The sequence below is a fragment of the Bradyrhizobium cajani genome (assembly GCF_009759665.1).
Lineage (GTDB): Bacteria > Pseudomonadota > Alphaproteobacteria > Rhizobiales > Xanthobacteraceae > Bradyrhizobium > Bradyrhizobium cajani.
On sequence record NZ_WQNE01000003.1, the window covers coordinates 239089 to 260507 of the forward strand.

At 64.8% G+C, this 21419-nt stretch carries 19 protein-coding genes; 9 read left to right on the forward strand and 10 right to left on the reverse strand.

The window, feature by feature from the left end; genetic code table 11:
- Positions 1 to 8 precede the first annotated feature (8 nt).
- Entirely contained in the window at positions 9 to 1394 is a 1386-nt protein-coding gene (locus GPL20_RS06085) for a M20 family metallopeptidase (RefSeq protein WP_157328674.1), read from the reverse strand.
- Between the two features lie 269 nt (positions 1395 to 1663).
- Here GPL20_RS06085 and GPL20_RS06090 point away from each other — a divergent pair, with 269 nt between their 5' ends.
- Positions 1664 to 3043, forward strand: a complete 1380-nt coding sequence (locus GPL20_RS06090) for an LLM class flavin-dependent oxidoreductase (RefSeq protein WP_157328676.1) — start codon at positions 1664 to 1666, stop codon at positions 3041 to 3043.
- Between the two features lie 263 nt (positions 3044 to 3306).
- On the opposite strand, the gene GPL20_RS06095 is transcribed toward GPL20_RS06090, so the two are convergent.
- The 4 genes from GPL20_RS06095 to GPL20_RS06110 form a co-directional block, all read right to left on the reverse strand.
- On the reverse strand, positions 3307 to 4968 hold the full coding sequence (locus tag GPL20_RS06095; RefSeq protein ID WP_157328678.1) for a thiamine pyrophosphate-binding protein: 1662 nt from the start codon (positions 4966 to 4968) through the stop codon (positions 3307 to 3309).
- 111 nt (positions 4969 to 5079) lie between these two features.
- Positions 5080 to 5583, reverse strand: a complete 504-nt coding sequence (locus GPL20_RS06100) for a GFA family protein (RefSeq protein ID WP_157328680.1) — start codon at positions 5581 to 5583, stop codon at positions 5080 to 5082.
- Positions 5584 to 5806: 223 nt separating this feature from the next.
- Positions 5807 to 6934: an alkene reductase gene (locus GPL20_RS06105; RefSeq protein WP_157328682.1), complete on the reverse strand. Its 1128-nt coding sequence runs from the start codon at positions 6932 to 6934 to the stop codon at positions 5807 to 5809.
- Positions 6935 to 7052: 118 nt separating this feature from the next.
- The gene (locus GPL20_RS06110) at positions 7053 to 8549 is read right to left on the reverse strand and encodes an aldehyde dehydrogenase family protein (RefSeq protein WP_157328684.1); all 1497 of its coding nucleotides are present in this window, start codon (positions 8547 to 8549) and stop codon (positions 7053 to 7055) included.
- Positions 8550 to 8739: 190 nt separating this feature from the next.
- Here GPL20_RS06110 and GPL20_RS06115 point away from each other — a divergent pair, with 190 nt between their 5' ends.
- Positions 8740 to 9585, forward strand: coding sequence for an SDR family NAD(P)-dependent oxidoreductase (locus GPL20_RS06115; RefSeq protein ID WP_157328687.1), 846 nt, complete (start codon positions 8740 to 8742; stop codon positions 9583 to 9585).
- Positions 9586 to 9622: 37 nt separating this feature from the next.
- On the opposite strand, the gene GPL20_RS06120 is transcribed toward GPL20_RS06115, so the two are convergent.
- The 3 genes from GPL20_RS06120 to GPL20_RS06130 form a co-directional block, all read right to left on the reverse strand.
- Positions 9623 to 9829 carry a hypothetical protein gene (locus GPL20_RS06120; RefSeq protein WP_061879056.1) on the reverse strand — a complete coding sequence of 69 codons (207 nt, stop codon included), beginning with the start codon at positions 9827 to 9829 and terminating at the stop codon, positions 9623 to 9625.
- Positions 9830 to 10016: 187 nt separating this feature from the next.
- The gene (locus tag GPL20_RS06125; RefSeq protein WP_014491840.1) at positions 10017 to 10292 is read right to left on the reverse strand and encodes a YiaA/YiaB family inner membrane protein; all 276 of its coding nucleotides are present in this window, start codon (positions 10290 to 10292) and stop codon (positions 10017 to 10019) included.
- A 52-nt stretch (positions 10293 to 10344) separates the two neighbouring features.
- Positions 10345 to 11040 carry a PspA/IM30 family protein gene (locus GPL20_RS06130; protein ID WP_157328689.1) on the reverse strand — a complete coding sequence of 232 codons (696 nt, stop codon included), beginning with the start codon at positions 11038 to 11040 and terminating at the stop codon, positions 10345 to 10347.
- Between the two features lie 101 nt (positions 11041 to 11141).
- Here GPL20_RS06130 and GPL20_RS06135 point away from each other — a divergent pair, with 101 nt between their 5' ends.
- The 3 genes from GPL20_RS06135 (at position 11142) to GPL20_RS06145 (ending at position 15013) form a co-directional block, all read left to right on the forward strand.
- The gene (locus GPL20_RS06135) at positions 11142 to 11774 is read left to right on the forward strand and encodes a TetR/AcrR family transcriptional regulator (RefSeq protein ID WP_157328691.1); all 633 of its coding nucleotides are present in this window, start codon (positions 11142 to 11144) and stop codon (positions 11772 to 11774) included.
- Positions 11775 to 11859: 85 nt separating this feature from the next.
- Positions 11860 to 13314, forward strand: a complete 1455-nt coding sequence (hydA, locus tag GPL20_RS06140) for a dihydropyrimidinase (RefSeq protein ID WP_157328693.1) — start codon at positions 11860 to 11862, stop codon at positions 13312 to 13314.
- Between the two features lie 76 nt (positions 13315 to 13390).
- Positions 13391 to 15013, forward strand: coding sequence for an ABC transporter substrate-binding protein (locus tag GPL20_RS06145; RefSeq protein ID WP_157328695.1), 1623 nt, complete (start codon positions 13391 to 13393; stop codon positions 15011 to 15013).
- Positions 15014 to 15100: 87 nt separating this feature from the next.
- Here the strand turns inward: GPL20_RS06145 and GPL20_RS06150 are convergent, their stop codons facing one another.
- Complete coding sequence (locus GPL20_RS06150) at positions 15101 to 16453, reverse strand: glycoside hydrolase family 3 N-terminal domain-containing protein (RefSeq protein WP_157328697.1); 1353 nt, start codon at positions 16451 to 16453, stop codon at positions 15101 to 15103.
- Positions 16454 to 16642: 189 nt separating this feature from the next.
- Between GPL20_RS06150 and GPL20_RS06155 the strand changes: the two genes are divergently transcribed.
- Genes GPL20_RS06155 through GPL20_RS06165 form a run of 3 tightly spaced genes read left to right on the forward strand, consistent with a single transcriptional unit; the run spans position 16643 to position 20443 of the window.
- Positions 16643 to 18139, forward strand: coding sequence for a DUF4153 domain-containing protein (locus GPL20_RS06155; protein WP_157328699.1), 1497 nt, complete (start codon positions 16643 to 16645; stop codon positions 18137 to 18139).
- A gap of 19 nt (positions 18140 to 18158) precedes the next feature.
- Positions 18159 to 18860 carry a response regulator transcription factor gene (locus GPL20_RS06160; protein ID WP_157328701.1) on the forward strand — a complete coding sequence of 234 codons (702 nt, stop codon included), beginning with the start codon at positions 18159 to 18161 and terminating at the stop codon, positions 18858 to 18860.
- Positions 18857 to 20443, forward strand: coding sequence for an ATP-binding protein (locus GPL20_RS06165; protein WP_157328703.1), 1587 nt, complete (start codon positions 18857 to 18859; stop codon positions 20441 to 20443). The genes GPL20_RS06160 and GPL20_RS06165 overlap by 4 nt, the downstream gene beginning before the upstream one ends.
- On the opposite strand, the gene GPL20_RS38725 is transcribed toward GPL20_RS06165, so the two are convergent.
- A complete protein-coding gene (locus tag GPL20_RS38725; protein ID WP_007597071.1) occupies positions 20440 to 20580 on the reverse strand; it encodes a hypothetical protein in 141 nt (46 codons plus the stop codon). The genes GPL20_RS06165 and GPL20_RS38725 overlap by 4 nt on opposite strands.
- Before the next feature lie 267 nt (positions 20581 to 20847).
- Between GPL20_RS38725 and GPL20_RS06170 the strand changes: the two genes are divergently transcribed.
- Positions 20848 to 21270 carry a DUF3606 domain-containing protein gene (locus GPL20_RS06170; protein WP_157328705.1) on the forward strand — a complete coding sequence of 141 codons (423 nt, stop codon included), beginning with the start codon at positions 20848 to 20850 and terminating at the stop codon, positions 21268 to 21270.
- Positions 21271 to 21419: the final 149 nt, after the last annotated feature.

The following is a 21419-nucleotide window of genomic DNA, read 5'->3' on the forward strand; positions in this document are numbered from 1 at the left end:
TCAAAGGCTCAGGTTAACGGCGCCGGCAACTCGCCGAGATCCCAGAACAGCCCGGCCATCACCGTCAAGGCCTCTTCGGTCAATGGCAGCAGGATGTGCTCATTGGGCGCATGCTGGGAGCAACCGGGATAGGAGTGCGGCACCCAGATCGTCGGCAGGCCCAGGATCTCGGAGAACACGTCATTGGGCAGCGAGCCGCCGAAATTCGGCAACACGGCCGGCGCCTTGCCGGTCGTCTCTTGCACCGAATCCGCGGCCCATTTGATCCAGGGGCTGTCGAAATCTGTGCGCGATGCAGCAAAACTCTGCGCCGCCCGAACCTCGACCATCGGAAAGCCTTTTGCGACCAGATGCGCGCGGATGGCCTCGATCAGGCCCTCGATCTTCGTCCCGACCACGAAACGCAGTTGCAGGACAGCATTGGCATGGCCGGGGATGGCGTTCGCCGGCTTCTCGATATTGCCCGACGACATCGCCAGCACTTCAAGCGTGTTCCAGGCGTAGAGCCGTTCGGCTGCCGACAATCCCTCCTCGCCCCAGTTCTCCGCGAGCGCCGGCTCGCCCTCGCTCGGCACCACCTGTACGTCGGCAAGATAGCTGCGGATCTGGTTGGTGAGCCGCGGCGGCTTCAACGCGTCGAGCTGGAGGCGGCCATGACCGTCGACCAGCGTGGAAATGGCGTTGACCAGGATGGTCGCCGGGTTGGCGAGCACGCCGCCCCAATTGCCGGAATGGTTGCCGCCATCGCGCAAGTTCACGTCGAGGTGGATACGGATGCCGCCACGGCAGCCGAGGAAGAGCGTCGGCCGGTCGGCGGACAGCCGCGGCCCGTCGGAGGCCATGAACAGGTCGGCCTTGAGCGCGTCGCGGTGGAGATCGCAGACCTTGCCGAGATCGGGCGAGCCGATCTCCTCGCCCATCTCGACGATGAATTTGGCATTGAAGCCGAGCTTGCCGCCTCTCGCCTCGCGCACCGCACGGAGCGCCGCCATGTTGATGCTGTGCTGGCCCTTGTTGTCGGCGGTGCCGCGGCCGTAGAGGCGAATGCCCGAAACCGTCGTGCGCCAGGGATCGCGGCCATCGCGCCACTCGCCTTCCATGCCGTCGACCACATCGCCATGACCGTAGATCAGCACGGTCGGCGCGGACGCGCTTTCGTGGTGTTCGGCAAGCAGGAACGGCGCCTTGCCGTTGGGGGATTCGACGATGCGGCTGGAAAAATCGAGCGCCGCGAACGCCGGCTGCATCTCCTGTTCCAGATAGCCGCGAAGCTCGGCGCCGCGCAAGGGATTCTGGCTTTCGGTTCGATACGCGACGCGGCGGTCGAGCTCAGATAGGAACGCGCCGGATTTGAAATCGTCACGGGCGCGGGCGATGGCGTCGGCTCTGGTCATTGCGTGCTATTTCGAGGCTTCCTGGGACGAAGGACCCTATCCGATACGGGCAGGCCTACGGAAGTGGCGGGGAGTTCGATAGTCTTCGAGTTCTCTTGGGATTTCGTTCTTGCTCTCTTGAGATTGGCTTGCCAAGGGCGGCAGCGCCGCTGATTTTGGTCTTGCCAATGCTGCATCATCCACGTTCAAGATATGCAAGAACTTCGCCAAGTTCGGGCGCACGTCTACCATTCGAAGAGCGCTCAGTACAGAGCGCCGAGGAATCTGTCATGGCCAAAGAGATCAGGCTCAACGCCTTTGCGATGAATTGCGTCGCGCATCAGTCACCGGGCCTGTGGACCCATCCGCGCGACCGCACCGCCGAATATAACCGCCTGCCCTACTGGATCGATCTCGCCAGGACGCTGGAGCGCGGCCGGTTCGACGGGCTGTTCCTGGCCGACGTGCTCGGGGTCTACGACGTCTATGGCAACAGCCCTGACGCAGCCTTGCGCAACGCGGCGCAGACGCCCTCGAACGAGCCGCTGCTCTTGCTCTCGGCGATGGCCGCGGTGACGCAGAATCTCGGTTTCGGTGTCACCAGCAATCTGTCCTTCGAGCCGCCCTACCCGTTCGCGCGGCGGATGTCGACGCTCGATCATCTCACCGAGGGACGGATCGGCTGGAATGTCGTCACTGGCTATCTCGACAGCGCCGCGCGCGGTGCCGGCAAGGACAAGCAGACCGGACACGACGACCGCTACGACATCGCCGACGAATATATGGAGGTGGTCTACAAGCTCTGGGAAGGCAGCTGGGAGGACGCCGCCGTGCTGCGCGACCGCAAGCGCGGCATCTTCACCGATCCCGGCAAGGTCCATCGCGTCAACCATGACGGCGCGAACTACCGCATCAACAACACCATTCATCTCAGCGAGCCGTCGCCGCAACGTACGCCGGTGCTGTACCAGGCCGGCACCTCGCCGCGCGGCCGGCAGTTCGCGGCAAGGCATGCCGAATGCGTGTTCATGTCGGGACCGTCGGCCAAGGTGATCGCGCCGCGCGTCTCCGCGATCCGCCAGGAGGCTGCCGCGCTCGGCCGCAACCCGGCCGAGATCCTGATGTTCTCGATGATGACGATCATCCTCGGACGGACGGAAGCGGAGGCGAAAGAGAAATACGCCGACTACCGCCGCCACATCAGCCCCGAAGGCGCCCTCGCGCTGATGTCGGGATGGACCGGTGTCGACTTCTCCGGCTACGACCTCGACCAGCAGGTCCGCCACGTCCAGAACGACGCCGGCCGTAGCGCGATGGATAACGTCACCCGCGCCGATCCCGACCGCATCTGGACCGTGCGCGACGTCATCGAGCATGTCGGCATCGGCGGCGCCGGCCCGGTCGTGGTCGGCACGCCGGAGATGGTTGCCGACAAGATCGAGCAATGGTTCGAAGCGACCGACGTCGACGGCCTCAACGTCGCCTTTGCGATCTCGCCGGGCGACTTCGAGGACATCGCCGACATGCTGGTGCCTGAGCTGACGAAGCGCGGACGCTACAAGCCGGACTACGCGAAAGGCACGCTGCGGGAGAAGCTGTTCGGCGCCGGCCGCGCGCGGCTCGGCGCGCCGCATCCGGCGGCGGGGTATCGGGTGGGGAAGACGGGGTAAGGCCGCGCCCGGTGTCGTCCCCGCGAACGCGGGGACCCATAACCCCAGGGAGTGGTTTGGCGACGACTCGTCGTTCGGGATTAGCAGCACCCATGATCGATAGATCACGCGGTATGGGTCCCCGCGTTCGCGGGGACGACGCTGGAGAGGCAGTGTGCCTCATCATCGTCATTGCGAGCGCAGCGAAGCAATCCAGGACTGTCACCGCGGAGGGATTCTGGATTGCTTCGCTGCGCTCGCAATGACGGCTGTGGACTATCGCCCTACACCTTCCCGTCCACCATCACCTCGATCAGCTTCGTCCCCGGCCGATTGAACGCGGATGCCAGCGTCGCCTTCAGCTCACGGGGATCGCTGATCTTGATCGCCTCGCAGCCGAGCGCCTTCGCGACGCCGGCGAAGTCCACCGGCGGATCGGCGAAATCCATGCCGACGTAATTGTCATCGCCATGGAAGGCGAGCAGGCGCTGCTTGATGATGCGGTAGCCGCCATTGTTGGCGATGACCACGTTGAGCGGCAGCTTGTGATGCGCCGCGGTCCATAGCGATTGGATCGAATACATCGCGCTGCCGTCGCCGGAGCAGCATACGACGGGGCGATCCGGATTGGCAATGCTGACGCCGACTGACGCAGGCAGGCCCCAGCCGATGCCGCCGGAGGCGAGGCCGTGATAGCCATAGCGATCGCGGTGCGGGCGCAGCGCCGTGATCTGGCGGCTGGAGGTGAGCCCTTCGTCGACGAGGATCGCATGGTCGGGCATGGCCTCGACCATTTGCAGCACGAGAAAGTCGGGATCAATCGGCGTACGGGCGGCGCTCTTGCCGATCTGCTCGACCAGCACGACGCGGCGTGCGCTCCAGTTCTTCGGTGCGAGCTCGGCGAGACGCTGCCTGGCGCGTTGCGCCAGTGCAGCGCCGCCCATCTCCTTCAGCACCGGGATCAGCGCACGTAGCGTTTCCTTCACATCCGCCTTCAGCGCGATCTCGGCACCATAATTCTTGGCGATCTCCCAATCCGCAAGCCCCACCTGCACGATGCCGAGGCCGTCCGGCAGCGCATCGACTTCGCTATGGACCGACATGCGCAGGGGATCGCCGCCGAGCGCGATCAGGAGGTCGTAAGGCGCCAGCGTGTCGCGCGCGACCTTCTGCACGCGCGCGAGCGTGCCGACGAAGCTCAGGCTTTCGGAGAGGAAATGCGAGCCATAGGGCGTCGAGGACTGGTAAGCGGCTGCGCCCAGGAGTTCGGCGAGCTCGGCGGCTTCCTTGAGCGCATCGCTCTTGACCACCTCGTCCATGGTGACAATCACGGGACGCTCGGCTTTGAGCAAGCGCGCCGCAAACGCCTTCAGCGCCTCGTCCGACGGCCTTGTGCGAGCGTCGATGCGGGTGGAGCGGCCGAGATCGATGCCGGCCTCGCTGTTGAGGATGTCGCCGGGCAGCGAGATGAAGACCGACCCGGTCGGCGGCGTCATCGCGACCTTGGCAGCGCGGCGCACGATACGCGGCAGATCCTCCAGCCTGGTCACTTCCACCGCCCATTTCACCAGCGGCTCGGCCATGCGCACCAGCGGGCCATAAAGCACCGGCTCCATCAAGCCATGGCCTTGCTCCTGCTGGCCCGCGGTGAGGATCATCGGCGTGCCCGTGAACTGGGCGTTGTAGAGCGAGCCCATGGCATTGCCGAGGCCGGGCGCGACATGGACGTTGCAGGCGACGAGTTTTCCCGAGGCGCGGCTGTAGCCATCGGCAATCGCAACCACCAGGCTCTCCTGCATCGCCATCACATAGGTGAGGTCAGGATGGTCCTTCAGCGCGTGCATGATCGGCAGCTCGGTGGTCCCGGGGTTGCCGAACAGATGCGTGATGCCCTCGTCCTTGAGCAGCGCGAGAAAGGCTGAGCGGCCGGTGATCTTGTTCTTCATGTTTCCTCCAGGAGCGGACGTTGCCGCAAGGACGGAGCGCATGATGGCCGAAGTCTTGGGAGGCGCGCAAGGAAGCGCGCTCATGGCTGCGTTGCGCGGGAGCGTGGCGCGCTACATCTCCTCCCGCCCCATCTCGAACGGGTCCTCACCGCTGCCACGCTTCTTCTTTTTCGCGCGCTGCCAGACCACGCCTGTATAGCCTTTCAGCGGCACCAGCGGCTCGCCGGTATAGGCCCATTCCTGCAGCTCTTCGATCGCGATGTGATAGAGCGGCTGGCGGCCGGTGCGCGCGTTGAACAGCGCCCGGGGAATGTTGACCATGTGCGGGCCGCGCGGGCGCTCATAGGCGATCGGCGTGCCGCAATGCGAGCAGAAGCTGCGCGCGGTCTTCGTCGCCTTGTCCTCGTAACGCGTGAGCGCCGACTTGCCCTTGGTGATGCGGAAGCGCTTCTTCCAGCTTCCGACATAGGTCGCATAGGCCGCGCCATGGGCACGGCGGCTGGCGGCGGAATGATCATGCCAGGCCCAGCGCGCGGGCACGTCGATCTCGAAGCTGACCTTGCCGCAGAGACATTGCCCGGTGGCGGTTCCTGCGGCGGCTGCGGCTTTGGCCATGATGGGCTCTCTCCGTCGTCATTGCGAGCGCAGCGAAGCAATCCAGACTGCCGCCGCGGAAAGACTCTGGATTGCTTCGCTGCGCTCGCAATGACGGAGTTTGTGGTGCGGTCGGCGCCACACGATAAGTCCGTAGCCCGGATGAGCGAAGCGACATCCGGGAAAGCTGTTGCTCAGGCGAAAGTCCCGGATATCGCTTCGCTCATCCGGGCTACGACATCGTCTACGCCGGCGTCAGCTCGTCATACACCGGATAATCCGTATACCCCTTCTCCTCGCCGCCATAGAACGTCGCGCGGTTGTACGGCGTGATCGGATAATCGTGCTGAAGGCGGCGCGGCAGATCCGGGTTGGAGATGAAGATGCGGCCGAAGGCGATGATGTCGGCATGGCCTTCGGCGATCGCCGCATTTGCGGTTTCGCCGGTGAAGCCGCCGGCGGTCATCAGCACGCCGCTGTAGAGCGGTCGGAACAGCACCATCGCCGACGGCACGTTCTCCCAGTGGACGTCGGCGCGGCCCGCGCCGCTCGAACGCGGCTCGATGAAATGCAGATAGGCAAGGCCGAGCTTGTCGAGCGCCTTCACGACGTGGGTATAGAGCGGCATCGGATCGGGCTCGCCGGAATCATTGGCGATGCCGTGGGGCGACAGCCGCACGGCGACGCGGTTCGCGCCCCAGACGTCGATCGCGGCCTGCGTGACCTCGAGCAGCAGCCGTGCGCGGTTCTCGATTCCGCCGCCATATTGGTCGGTGCGCCGGTTGCTGCGCGATTGCAGGAACTGCTCGAGCAGGTAGCCGTTGGCGCCATGGATCTCGACGCCGTCGAAGCCGGCAGCGAGCGCATTCTTCGCGCCCTGCCGGAATGCCTCGACGATACCCTCGACCTCCTCGGTCTCCAGCGCGCGCGGCGTCTCGTAGTCGGAAATCTTGCCGTCGGCGGTCATCGCCTTCATGCCTTCGGCCTTGATCGGGATCGCCGAGGCGGACACCGGCAACGCGCCGCCGTGGAAGGAGGAATGCGAGACGCGGCCGACATGCCAGAGCTGGAGGAAGATGATGCCGCCCTTGGCGTGCACGGCATCGACCACCTTGCGCCAGCCAGAAATTTGCGCCTCCGAATAGATGCCGGGCGTCGCCGGGTTGCCGCGGCCGTGCGAGAGCACCGGCGAGGCTTCGGCGATGAGCAGTCCGCCCGGGGTCGCGCGCTGGCCGTAATATTCGGCGTTGAGCGGCCGCGGCGAAAAGCTCTCGCGCTCGGCGCGCATGCGCGTCAACGGCGCCATCGCGACACGATGCGCGAGCTTGTACGGACCGACCTGCAACGGTTTGAACAACGCCTGGAATTTCATACTGGCCCCGAATGTCTCTGGAAGGATGCGGATCATATAGCGAGGGGCGGCCACCGGAAAAGGCGCCGCCCCACGAAAGCAGATATTCCCTCTCACGGAACGTGGAAGAGAACAGGTCCTACGCCGTCTTGATCCAGACGGCCTTCACGTTGAGATATTCCTCGACATGCTGCTTGCCGGACTCGCGGCCGTAGCCGCTCATCTTGTAGCCGCCGAACGGCATGGCCGGGTCCATTGCCTGGTAGCAGTTCACCCACACCGAGCCGGCACGCAGGCTTTTCGCAACCGCATGGGCCTTGCTGACGTCGCGCGTCCAAAGGCCGGAGCCGAGGCCGAACGTGGTGGCGTTGGCGCGCTTGACCAGCTCGTCCATGTCCTTGAACGCGATCGCGGAGATGACGGGACCAAAGATCTCCTCCTGCGCGATGCGCATGTTGTCCTGGACGCCCGCGAACACCGTCGGCGAGACGAAGAAGCCCTTCGACAGCGCGCCTTCGGTGACGCGGCCGCCGCCGGCAAGCGCTCGCGCGCCTTCTTTCTGACCGATATCGAGATAGCCGGTGACACGCTCGAGCTGCTGTTCGGAGACCAGCGGCCCGATCTGGGTGTTGGGATCGAGACCGTTGCCGACCTGCAGCTTCTTGCCGAATTCGGCGACGCGGCCGACGAACTCCTCGTAGATCGACTGCTCGACGAACAGGCGCGTGCCGGCGCTACAGATCTGCCCCGAATTGGCGAACACCGCCATCGCGGCGCCCGGCACGGCGGCATCGAGATCGGCATCCGCAAACACGATGTCCGGCGACTTGCCGCCAAGCTCGAGCGAGACGCGCTTCAGGTTGCCGGCCGAGGCACGGATGATCGACTGGCCCGTGACATGCGAACCGGTGAAGGCGACCTTGTCGACGTCGTGGTGCGAGGCGAGCGCTGCGCCCGCGGTCTCGCCATAGCCGGGAACGACGTTGATGACGCCGGGCGGCACACCGGCTTCCATCGCCAGCTCGGCGATGCGCAGCGAGGTCAGCGGCGCTTCTTCGGCGGGCTTGAGCACCACGGTGCAGCCGGTCGCGATCGCCGGGCCGATCTTCCAGATCGTCGCGGTGAGCGGGCCATTCCAGGGAATGATCGCGCCGACGACGCCGACCGGTTCCTTCAGCGTGTAGGAGAAGATCTCGCCGGGCAGCGAGTTCTCGACGGTCTCGCCGTGGATCGCGGTGGTCTGGCCGGCATAGTAGCGCAGCATGCCGATGGCGCGGAGACGATAGGCGCGGGTGCGACTGACGGGGGCGCCCATGTCGAGCGTGTCGAGCTGCGACAATTCGTCAAAGTTCTTCTCGACGAGGTCGGCGAGCTTCAGGAGCAGGTTCTGTCGCTCGAACGGCTTGACCTTGCTCCACGGTCCCTCGAAGGCGCGGCGGGCGGCCGCGACCGCACGATCGATGTCTTCCTTGTCGCCTTCGGCGACGGTTGCGAGCAGTTCGCCAGTGGCGGGATTGCGGGTCTCGAAGCGCTTGCCGGAAGCGGCGTCGACCCATTTGCCGTCGATCAGCATCTGCTTGTACGACCCGTTGGCGAACGGATGGCGCGTGATCGGAATAGCCTGCGATACAGCCATGGCTGCACTCCCTTTCATCTGATTTATTGGTTCGATCTGGGCGGGATCGTTCGTCAGATAAAATACAGCGTGGCCGGAGAGGCGTAAAGGCGGCGTGGAACGAAGACCTCCCATGCCAACTTGTGCAGGGTCGGACGAGCACGTGCTATAATGCGACGAAGTGCAACGCACCTTCGCCGGAGATTCCGCCATGCCGCATCCTGTCGTCGCCAGGGACAACGTCGCCGTGATCACCGGAGGTGCGTCGGGCATTGGCCTCGCTGCCGCCATGGCTTTCGCGCGCGCCGGAATGAAGGTGTGCATCGCCGATGTCGATCAGCCGCGGCTGGCAGAGGCCGCAACAAAACTGTCATCCCTCGCAGGTGCCGAGAATGTGATGACGTCAATGGTCGACGTCGGCCGGGTCGAGAGCGTGATGAAACTGGAGCGTGCCGTGCGCGAGCGCTTCGGCGGAGCCGATATTCTCATGAACAACGCCGGCATCCAGCCCGGCAGCACATTGTTCGGCGAGCCCGACAACTGGCAGCGCATCATCGGCGTCAACATGTGGGGCATCATCAACGGCTCGCGCATCTTCGCGCCCGGCATGATCGCGCGGGGCAGGCGCGGCCTGATCATCAACACCGGCTCCAAGCAGGGCATCACCACCCCGCCCGGCGATCCCGCCTACAATGTCTCCAAGGCCGGCGTAAAAGCATTCACCGAGGCGCTCCAGCACGAGCTGCGCAACACGAAGGGCTGCCGCATCACCGCACATCTGCTCATTCCCGGCTTCGTCTTCACCGGCCTCACCGCGAAGGGCCGGACGGAGAAGCCGGCCGGCGCCTGGACGCCGGAGCAGACGGTCGACTTCATGCTGGCGCGGCTGGAGGCTGGCGATTTCTACATCCTGTGCCCGGACAACGACGTGCCGCGCGCGCTCGACGAGAAGCGCATGATGTGGGCCGCCGGCGACATCGTCGAGAACCGCCCGCCGCTGTCGCGCTGGCATCCGGACTACGCGGATGCGTTCAAGAGGTTTGTGGAGGAGAAGTAGATTTCTTCCCTTCTCCCACAAGGGGAGAGGGTACGGCCTACAGCGTCTCCTGCTTATGCCCACACTGCTTGCAGGCGAACTTGACGCGGGCCTGGCCCTTCTCCGCTTGCACCCGGTTCGGCGCGCCGCACTTGCCGCAGACGGCTTCGATGCGGGTGGTGCCCTGCTTCACGACGATGGTCTTCTTTTCCATCGATTCGCGGATCAGGCGCTCGGCCTCCTCACGCAGGGATTGTTTCGACAAAGCTGATCTCCGCCTCTGGAAAGCGCGAGAGCCATATCGCACCTGGGGTCAAATCACAATCGGCATCGACGGCCCGTCGGGATGTCATTCCGAGACGACGCCGAACAAATGAGCCGAAACGCAAGCGGCGGATGCTCCAGCATCCGCCGCCCGAAATTGCGTGCAGCCTCATTCTCTGCGCGACCTCTCAGGCCGCCTTGGAGACTTCCATCAGCAGGCGCTCGGCCTTGGCATCCTCGATCCGGTTCACCAGCCGGCTGCTCTCGTGATTGTCGCGCACCGTCTTGGTCAGGGTGATGCAGGTCTGGATCAGCATGACGATGCCCATGGTGAGATAGCCCTTCATCCAGAGATCGATCGGCAGGAAGAAGATGCCGATGGCGACGAGGAAGGCGGAGGCTGCGAAGGACGCGTAAGTGAAAGTCACCCAGGCGCTGCTGTGGGGCTGGCCGTTCTGGTTCATGATGGTCTCCCGTAGGTTCAAATGAAGATTGAGTTGGGGAAATTGGGTCTGATCAGGCAGTCTGCGTGCGCTTGGACTTCAACCGCGCCAGCACGTCATCCGCGGTCGTCTTGAGCCGGGGGCCAAAGCCCTGCTCGGCGAGTTTCTCGGCGGTGGCGAGCGGGCCGGTGGCCGCATCGAGCTCGACCAGCGCATCGTCGGCGGCTTGCGCTTCCATCTGACGCTCACGCAGGCGCCGCAAGGTGCTCTCCGCCTCCGGCAGGGTGGATTCGTAAGGACGTGCCGCCTCGATGCCGCTGCGGCGGAGCGAGCGCACCGCTTCCGAGGCGCGGGCGACACGGCGGCCCCGGTCGAGCTCGGTGATCCGGGCCTGAGCGCTCGCAACGTGGCGCTTCAGCCGGGCGATCTCGGTCGCGAACAGCGCGCGTGCCGTCATGGCGGCATCGCGATCGGCCTCGAGACCCGCGATGGCTTCGGCGGCCTCCTTGGCGAGATCCTCGCGGCCGCCGTCGAGCGCCGCAACCGCGCGGGTCTCGAGATCGGCGATACGGGCCAGCGTCGTCTCGAGCTTGCGGCCCTCCTGCTGGTCCTGGGCAATCGCCAGCGCCAGCGTGCGCTTGCTGCGCTCGACGGCGGCTGCCGCGTCGCGCATCTGCTGGTCGAGGATCAGAAGGGCCGTCCGGTCTTCCAGTTCCTCGTTCGCGGCGGCCACGCTGCCGCGGAAAAGTGTGACTACGGTCTTGAACATTGGCTGCTCCCTGTTATGAGCATTGCTCACGGGTGCTTTGTAGCACATCTTGAGCGCCGCTCAAGAAAAATTTGAACGACGCTCACGAATTCGGTTAACAAATGTCTAAAGCCTTGGAACGTCGAGAGAAACTTCGGGCCGACCTGATCCTGTCGGCGGAGCGGATGATCGCCGGCCGCGGATTGGCTGGCCTGAAAACCCGCGATCTTGCCCGCGAGATCGGCTGCGCCAATGGCGCGGTCTACAATCTCGTCGCTGACGTGGACGAGCTGATCCTGCGCGTCGGCTCGCGCACGCTGCTTCGGCTCGACGAGGCGCTGGGCGCCGCGGAACGTGCAGGCGAGCCCTCGCCGCAGGAAACCTTGGTCCGCATCGCCATCGCCTATTGCGATTTCGCCGCGGAAAATCTCCAGCTCTGGCGCGCGCTGTTCGAGCACCGCATGGAAGCTGACAAGGTCCTTCCCGACTGGTCGATCAACGACCAGCTGCAGTTGTTCCGCCATATCTATCAGCCGCTGGCCATGCTGTTTCCAAAGCGCAGCCGTGAGGAACTCGGCATCACCGCGCGCAGCCTGTTCTCGGCGGTGCATGGCATGGTTGCGCTCGGCCTCGAGCAGAAGCTCGTCGCCGTTCCACTGCCGGCGCTGCGCAGGGAAATCGCGGGCCTGGTGCGCGCGATGGTTCATGGGTTGATCGCGCGCGACACAGATGCCGAGAGCCCGGGGACGCGATGAGCAGCGGCTGACTAAAATTTCGCCTGTCGCATCGAAGGCCGCGCGCTTAGCCTTCGCGCGGTCCTCTTCTCTCTCCGGAGCCCCCATGCCCCTCCTCATCCGCGGCGGCACCGTCGTCAATCATGATCATGCACGCCGTGCGGACGTACTGATCGATGGCGAGACCATCGTCGCAGTCGGGACATCGCTCGATGCGCCTGCGGGCGCGGAGATCATCGACGCCGGCGGCGCCTACATCATCCCGGGCGGCATAGACCCGCATACCCATCTCGAAATGCCGTTCATGGGGACCGTCACCGCCGACGATTTCGAATCAGGAACGAAGGCGGCCCTCGTCGGCGGCACCACGATGGTGGTGGATTTCTGCCTGCCCGATCCCGGCCAGTCCATGCTCGCGGCCTATCAGGAGTGGCGGCACAAATCGGAAAAGGCGGCCGCCGACTACGGCTTCCACATGGCGGTGACGTCGTGGTCGAAGCAGATCCATGACGAGATGGAGACCGTGGTCAAGACCTACGGCATCAACACCTTCAAGCACTTCATGGCCTACAAGGGCGCGCTGATGGTGAACGATGACGAGCTCTACAATTCGTTCGCGCGCTGCGCTCACCTCGGCGCCATGCCTGTGGTGCATGCGGAGAACGGCGACGTCGTTGCCCTGATGCAGGAGGCGCTGATCGCACGCGGCGTCACCGGCCCCGAAGGCCACGCCTATTCGCGGCCGCCGGAGGTCGAGGGCGAAGCCACCAACCGCGCCATCATGATCGCGGATATGACGGGCACGCCGGTCTACATCGTGCACACCAGCTGCCGCGAAGCGCATGAGGCGATCGCCCGCGCGCGGGCTGCGGGGAAGCGCGTCTATGGCGAGCCGCTGATCCAGCATCTGCTGCTCGATGAGAGCGATTATCAGAACAAGGACTGGGATCATTCCGCCCAGCGCGTGATGTCGCCGCCGTTCCGCGACAAGTCGCACCAGGACAGCCTGTGGGCCGGCCTGCAATCCGGCTCCCTCCAGGTGGTCGCGACCGACCACTGCGCCTTCACCACCGAGCAGAAGCGCTTCGGGCTCGGCGATTTCAGGAAGATCCCGAACGGCACCGGCGGCCTCGAAGATCGCCTCGCGCTGCTATGGACCGCGGGCGTCGCCACGGGCCGGCTGACCAAGGAGGAATTCGTCGCGGTGACCTCGGCGAACATCGCCCGCATCCTCAACATCTTTCCCCGCAAGGGCGCCGTCGCCGTCGGCTCGGATGCCGACATCGTGGTCTGGGACCCCAAGGCGAGCAAGACGATCAGCGCAAAGCGGCAGATGAGCCGGATCGATTACAACGTGTTCGAGGGCTTTTCCTGCACCGGCGGCGCCGCCGCGACCCTGTCGCGTGGCCGCATCGTCTGGAAGGATGGCGATCTGCGCGCCGAGGCCGGCGACGGCCGCTATGTCGAACGCCCGGCATTCTCTCCCGTGCATGTCGCCAATTCCACGTGGAAAGACCTGACCGCCCCACGCGCGGTCGCACGCGGAGCGGTGACGCCGTAGGATGCGGCACGATAACCCGCGCCTGTGGCATACGCCTTGCCTCTCGATACCGGACAATTCCGGGCAGGAGGCACCCATGAGCACATCACCTTTCGATATCAGCCGCCGCAGCATCGTGCTCGGCGGCCTCGGCGTCGCCGGAATGACCACGGTCGCGCCGCGCTTCGCCTCGGCGCAGGGGCGCAGCGAGACGCTGCTGGTGGTGCAGGAGCTGGGACCGAACTCGCTGGACATGCAGGGCGTCGGCTCGAACCAGACCGTGAACGGCCTGTCCTGGAATTGCTACGACCGCCTGCTCTCCTATGCCTCGAAGACCCTGCCCGACGGCACGCTGTCCTACGACCGCGAGACGCTCGCGCCTGAACTCGCCGAGAGCTGGGAGGTCGCGGCCGACGGCATGTCCTGCACTTTCAAGCTGAGGCGCGACGCGAAATTCCACGACGGCGCGCCGGTCACGGCCAAGGACGTCAAATGGTCGTTCGACCGCGCGGTGAAGGTTGGCGGCTTCCCGACCTTCCAGATGTCGGCCGGGTCGCTGGAGAAGCCCGAGCAATTCGTGGTGGTCGACGACCACACCTTCCGCATCGACTATGTCCGCAAGGACAAGATGCTGCTGTTCAACGTCGCGGTGGTCGTGCCCTTCATCATCAATTCCGAGCTCGCGAAGAAGAACGCGACGGCCGAAGACCCGTGGGCGCTGGCGTGGCTGAAGAACAACGAAGCCGGCGGCGGCGCCTACAGGATCGAAAGCTGGAAGCCCGGCAGCGAGACTGTGCTGACACGCTTCGACGATTGGAAGAGCGGACCGCTGCCAAAGGTGAAGCGCGTGATCGCGCGCGACGTCCCGTCTGCCGGCACGCGCCGCGCCATGCTGGAGCGGGGCGATGCGGACGTCTCCAGCGGCTTTGCGCCGCGTGACTTCGAGCAGCTCATCAGGGAGGGCAAGGTCAAGGTCTCGGGTGTGCCGATTCCGAACGCGCTCTGGTACGTCGCGCTGAACACGGCGAGGCCACCGTTCGACAATGTGAAGCTGCGCCGGGCCATCGCCTGGGCGATGCCCTACGAACAGATCCAGAGCAGCGCCTTCTTCGGACGCGCCGTGCCGATGTACGGCGGCGCGGCGGACGTTTCAAAGCCGGTCTGGCCGCAGCCGTTTCCGTATGTCACCGATCTCGACAAGGCCAAGGCCCTGCTGAAGGAGGCGGGCTTCGAGTCCGGCCTGGAAACGACATTGTCGCTCGATGCGGGCACGGCTACGGTTGGGGAGCCGACCGCGATCCTGATCCAGGAGAACCTCGGCAAGATCGGCATCAAGGCGTCGATCGAGAAAATCCCCGGCGCGAACTGGCGCACGACGCTGAACAAGAAGGAGCTGCCGCTCGCGCTCAACCGCTTCAGCGGCTGGCTCGATTATCCCGAGTATTATTTCTACTGGAATTTCCACGGCAACAATTCGATCTTCAACATCTCCGCGTACCAGAGCAAGGAGATGGACGCGCTGATCGAAAAGGCGCGGTTTACAACAGATGCGGCGGAGTACGACAAGGCCGTGAAGGATTTCATCGCACTCTGCATGCGCGACGTTCCCGTCGTTCCGCTCAACCAGCCGATCCACGACGTCGCCATGCAGAAAGCCATCATCGGCTACGAGTTCTGGTTTCACCGCGAGCCGGACTACCGCCAGTTTGCGAAAGGCTAAAGCATGATCCGGAAAAGTGCGCAGCGGTTTTCCGAAAAGATCATGCTCAAACAACAACCTAAAGCGCGATGACGATTCATCCCAATCTCATCGCGCTTTATTGCCGCTCAACAATGCGGACGACGTTCGAGCCGCTCGCGCCTGTTCGGTTGGAAAGCCCCTTTCCAGCCGCACCGCGCTCGCGCGCAGCATTGCCGCATCGAGCTTGCCTTGTCGCGATCCCTCCAGCGCGCAGGCAAAGACCCGGTAGAACTGCGCGCCATCATAGGCGACCAGCAAGAGGTCCACACCGGCGTTGATGGCCTCGAGCACGGCCTTGCAGACATCATTCTGGTAGATCGCGCCCATCACGAGGTCGTCGGTCATCACCATGCCCTGGTAGCCCCACTTGTCACGGATGATCCCGTCGACGACGCGCTTCGAATGCGACGCGGCGCGATCGGGATCGACCGCGGTCAGCGTGACGTGACCGACCATCAGCGCGCTGCGCGAATGCGACAGCACCTCGCGGAACGGAAGCCAGTCGGTGGCTTCCAGCTCTTTCACCGGCGTATTGAGATTGGCGCTGAAATGATGCGTATCGGTGCGCACGCGGCCGATGCCGGGAAAGTGCTTCAGCGTCGCACCGACACCGGACTCTTCGAGACCGCGGACATAGGCGCTCGCGATCGTGCTGACGACCGCAGGATCGGTCGCGATCGCGCGCTGGCCGATCAGCGTGTGGAAATCGAGGCGGTTGCGCCTCGCCGGCGGCTTGAGGTCGAGCACCGGCGCGAGATTGAGATTGACGCCGAGACCGGCGAGCTCGCGGCCGTGGATGCGGCCGAACTCTTCGGCTTTGGCCTGTTGATCATCGGGACCAAGGCCGGTGAGTGTCGCCAGCGCCGGCACCTTTGTCAGCGGCGGCGCAAGATGTCCGACGATGCCGCCCTCCTGGTCCGCGGCGACAATCAGCGGCGGCAGGCCCGCTGCGCGCCGCTTGTCCTGGAGCGCCGCGATCTCGGCACGCAGGGCCTCGATTGTCCGCCCCCGGATGTTGTGCCGGGTGACATAGACGCCGCCGATCAACCCCTGCTCGGCGAGGCGCGCCACCTCGGGCAACGAGGAATAGCCGACCATGAAGTGGGGACCTAGCTGGCGCGCCTCGCTGGCACTGGCGGCAAGGACATCGTGCTTGCGCAGCTCGAATTTCAGCTGCGCAGCAGACATCAGCAGCGGCGGCAGGCACCAGAGGAGGACGAGGAGCTTGCCGGCGATGGTGTGCCAACGCCCTCTGCGGAGCAGGACGATGACGATCACGATGCTTGCGACGACAAGCGCGATGTTTCCGGCGCCGCGCAGCGGGACCAGATAGGGATCGTTCTTGTTCGCGGCCGCGAAAGCAACGAGAGGAGCAGTAAGCCAGAGCAGGATGAGGCCGATGCGACGGAGGAATTGCATGATGCGTCACGTGCGAGAAGTGGCGAATGCTTCGCACCTATCAAAGCGATTCGCGCTGTGCGAGACGCAAAAGCGCGCCTGCACGAAAACTGCAAAAGACTCCTGAAACCATGCAGACGATGGTCCCGCCTTCTGCACACGCACCGTTCAGACTTCGTGACGCCACCATCCACGGAGGATCTTCTACACATGACGAGCCTGGCTTCGACGTCGATGACGGACATCCAACCGATCAGGCCTTCCGCGCTGTCGGCCAAGCTCGCAATGGCGCTGATACTCGCCGCACTCGCCGACTGGCTGTTCTATGGCCAGCGTGTTGGCCTGTCGCTGGTCATCTTCGCGATCGCGATCACCGGCGCCTCGCTGCTTGCCAATCACGCAACGCTGGATTTCCGGCGCGCGACAATCGGCGGCGCAATCCTCGCTCTCGGCCTTGCGCCGGCCGTCGAGGAGCTCACGATGCTGTCGTTCATGGTCCTGATCGCGGCGCTGCTCATCGCCCTGCTGCTCGCGACCAATCCGGAGACGACGGGACTGGCGGACCGCGCCCGCGCACTGCGAAACTTTGTCCTGTTCGGATTCTTCCGGTTCTTTCGCGACGCGCTCCAGTTCTTCAACGTGTCGGCGTTCACCCGTGGCATCGCGCTGTGGCTGTTGCCGGCGGCCCTGAGCACCGTGTTCGTCGCGCTGTTCGCCGCCGCCAATCCGGTGATCGAGCAATGGGTGTCCCTGCTCAATCCAAAGCTCATCCTCGAATATGTCAGCGTCTGGCGTGTGCTATTCTGGACGTTGATGCTGGCATTGGTCTGGCCGTTCATTCATGTGCGCTGGCGGCGCAAGAAGGTCGCCGCCGCAGCTATCGTCGAGGGCCCGGAGCCGGAGCCGCTTCCGCCCCTCGTCCCCGTCGAATTTCTGGGCCCCTCGATGATCTTGCGCTCGCTGATCCTGTTCAATCTGCTGTTCGCGGCGCAGTCCGTACTCGATGGCATCTATCTCTGGGGCCATGTGGCGCTGCCCGATAATTTGACCTACGCCGCCTATGCCCATCGCGGCGCCTATCCGCTGATCGTAACGGCGTTGCTCGCCGCAGCCTTCGTCCTGGTGGCGATGCGTCCGGGCGGACCGGCCGAGAAATCGACCGTGATCCGGCCACTGGTCTATCTCTGGGTCGGACAGAACGTGCTGCTGGTCGCCTCGTCCATCCTCCGGCTCGACCTCTATGTCGACATCTACATGCTGACCTACTGGCGTGTTGCGGCATTCATCTGGATGGGACTGGTCGCGCTCGGCCTGATCCTGATCGTCAGCCGCATCGTGCTCAACAGGTCCAACCAATGGCTCGTCGGTGCCAATCTGATCGCGTTAACGATCGTGCTGTATACCTGCTCGCTCGTGAACTTCGACGGCTTCATCGCCGACTACAATGTCGCGCATAGCCGGGAAGCATCGGGTCAAGGCGTGCAGATCGACATCAACTATCTCCTGACGCTCGGGCCGCAGGCGCTGCCCGCCATCGACAAGGCAATCATGCTCAGGCCCGGCAACCCTGAGAGCTGCCTTGTGTCGCGCCGCGACCGCCTTGTAGAACAGCAGCGCCGGGATCTGGCCTGGCGGAGCTGGGGTTTCCGGAGCTGGCGGCTCCAGCGCAGGCTGGACGCCCAGGCGACGAATCAGCCGGCGGGCTGACGAGGCAGCGGAGAGATTCTTGGCGCATCGCATTCTCATCGTCGACGACGAGGGCCATATCCGCGAGGTCATCCGCGTCGCGCTGAAGAAGGCCGGCATGGACGTGATCGAGGCGCGCGACGGCAAGGAGGCGCTCGCCCGCTTCGCCGCCGACAGGCCCGATCTGATCGTGCTCGACATCGGTATGCCCGAGTTCGACGGCCTCGACGTCTGCCGCGAGATTCGCAAAAGCTCCGACGTGCCGATCCTGTTCCTGTCGGCGCGCGACGAGGAGATCGATCGCATCCTCGGCCTGGAGATCGGCGGCGACGACTATGTGACAAAACCGTTCAGCCCGCGCGAGCTGGTCGCGCGGGTCAATGTCATCCTGCGCCGGCTCAGCCCGCGCAATGGCGAGAAGGCAGGACCGTCGGCGCTTGCGCAAGGCGGCCTCCTGATCGATCCCGAGCGGCATGTCGCATCCTTCGCCGGCACGCCGCTGAAACTGACCGCGATCGAGTTCGGCATTTTGCGGGCGTTCCTGACCCGGCCCACATCGGTCTTCAACCGCGAGCAACTGATGCGGGCGGCCTATCAGCTCAACATCCAGGTCTCCGACCGCACCATCGACAGCCACATCCGCAACATCCGCGCCAAGCTCGCGGCGGTGGCCTGCGACAACGTGATCGAGACCATCCACGGCGTCGGCTTCAAGCTCGGCCGCTGCGAGAAAGAGGCATGAGCGCTGCGCCCGACAAATGGCGGCCGTCGCTCACCCTCGTCATCTTCGCGGTGCTGACCACCGTCGGCGTGCTGCCGCTGGTCGGCCTGTTCTTCTTCCGCCTCTACGACAACCAGCTGATCCGCCAGACCCAGGCCGAACTGATCGCGCAGAGTCGTGTGCTCGCAACGATCTATGCGCAGGAGGTCACGGCAAGGCTCGACAGCGGCCTCACGCTCGGCGCCGAGGTACGGCCTGGCGTGTTGCCCGATCCCGGCAACCAGGTCACGCCGATCCGCCCTGCGCTCGACCTCACCGCCAACGATCTGCTGCGGCGGCGGCCGGATGCGCAGGCAGCAATCCGGCCGGCACAGCCCGCCTATGTCGAGATCGGCGCAAAGCTGACGCCGATCATCCGCGAGACCCAGAAGGTGACGCTGGCCGGCTTCCGGATCCTCGATCCGCAGGGCGTGGTGATCGCCGGGCGCCAGGAGGTCGGGCAGTCGCTTGCGCATATCGAGGAAGTCGCCGACGCGCTGCACGGGCAATACCGCGCCACGCTGCGCAACCGCGTGCCGGACAAGCCGCCGCCGCCGATCTATTCCTTCAGCCGCGGCCTCGGCGTGCACGTGTTCTCGGCGATGCCCGTCATCGTCAATAACCGCGTCGCGGGGGTGATCTACACGACGCGGACGCCGAGCAACATCTTCGACCATCTCTACCAGGAGCGGGCCAAGTTCGTGCTGGCCGGGCTCGCCGTGATCCTCGGCACGATCGCGATCGGCCTCGTCTTCTCGCGCACGATCACGCTGCCGATGCGCGAGCTGATCGACCGCGCGGCGCGCATCAGCCGCGGCGACCGCGAAGCCTTCCAACCGCTCCGGCATTACGGCACAAGGGAGTTCGCCCAGCTCTCGCACAGCTTCCTCGGCATGGCCGAGCAGCTGGCGCGCCGCTCCGACTATATCGCGACGTTCTCGGCCCACCTCACCCATGAGCTGAAGTCGCCGCTCACCTCGATCAAGGGCGCGGCCGAGCTGCTGCAGGATTCAGTTCAGGGCAAATCGGGCAGCCTGACGCCGGCCGAACAGAAGACGTTCATCGCCAACATCCTGTCCGATACCCAGCGGCTTGAGGCGATGGCGCAGCGGCTGCGCGAGCTCGCCCGCGCCGAAAGCCTGCCGCAGAACGAGCGCACGGAGCTTGCTCCCGTGATTGCCGATCTCAAGAGCCGGTTTCCGGAGAGCACCATATCGGCCAGCGGCAGCCTCGACCGGGTGATCGGCATGTCCGCCGAGAAGGCCCTGATCGTGCTGTCGCATCTCGCCGACAATGCGGTGCGGCACAAGGCGGGGACGATCAGGCTGGAGGCGGTGGACGAGCGCACGACCCTGCGTCTGACGGTCAGCAATGACGGGGAGCCGATCTCGGCGCCGAACCGCGACAGGATCTTCGACGCGTTCTTCACCACCCGCCGCGACCAGGGCGGGACCGGGATGGGGCTGGCAATCGCACGTGCGGTGATGGCGAGCCATGGCGGCTCGATCAGGCTCAAGCCGACCGACGAGGGCGCGGCCTTTGAGCTCCAGTTTCCTGTAGCCTAAATGGCGAACACCCAGGCGGCGACGATGGTGCCGATGGTGACCAGGCCGGCGATGGTCCAGCCCGCGGCATATTCCAGTTCAGGGTGACCGGTCGCCCGCATGATCTCGGCGGGATCGGCGGTATGCTTCTCTGCCATGACGGCCTCGCACGTTTCTCCCCGTCGTATGTAAGTCGCACCAGCCGCCATTAGGTTCCATCACGGGAATGCGAGGAACAAAAAAACGCGAAAACAACCCCATGCACAGTAGAAAGCCGCTTCCGCGCCGAGGCAGGGGCGCGAGGCTCAACCATTTGGCACGCCAGGGCAAAACAGCCGGACCGCGCAATCACCGCACGGCCGGCGTCTTGCGCCGCAAATCCGATTGCATGCTAGACTGGACGGAATCCACGGCGGGAGGGAAGCATGGCCGACAACAAGGCAAAGCGGGGCGGAGCCGATCGTGGGCTGATCGCGCTCACCGAGAAATACGAGGTCGCCTACTGGTCGAAGAAGCTCAAGGTGACCCCCGCCAAGCTGAAATACGCCGTCAAGAAGGTCGGCCGCTCCGCCAGGAAGGTCGAGGAGTACATCAAGCTCCAGAAGCACCGCGCCTCCGACAAGAGCCGGATCGCGCTGAGCGAGCCCTATGAGGTCCGTTACTGGTCGAAGAAGTTCAAGATCACCCCGGCCAAGCTTAGGCTCGTGGTCGCAACGGCCGGCCATTCCACCAAGAAGGTCGAAGCCTATCTCGCCGCCCAGAAGGCCGCGAAGAAGGCAAGGAAGGCCAGGAAAACGGTGAAGAAAACGGTGAAGAAGACGGCGGCCAAGCGGAAAAGGGCGGCCTGAGACCAACGCCATCATGCGGAAGGACGCCAGCGGGGCGGACTGCACATTCCAGCCAGGCAATTGAGCGGCGTGCCGAGCAAAGGTGCCGTGAATTCGCCTCAAGGCCAGCCAACTAATATGGCGAATTGAGAAGACAGGCCAAACCAGCG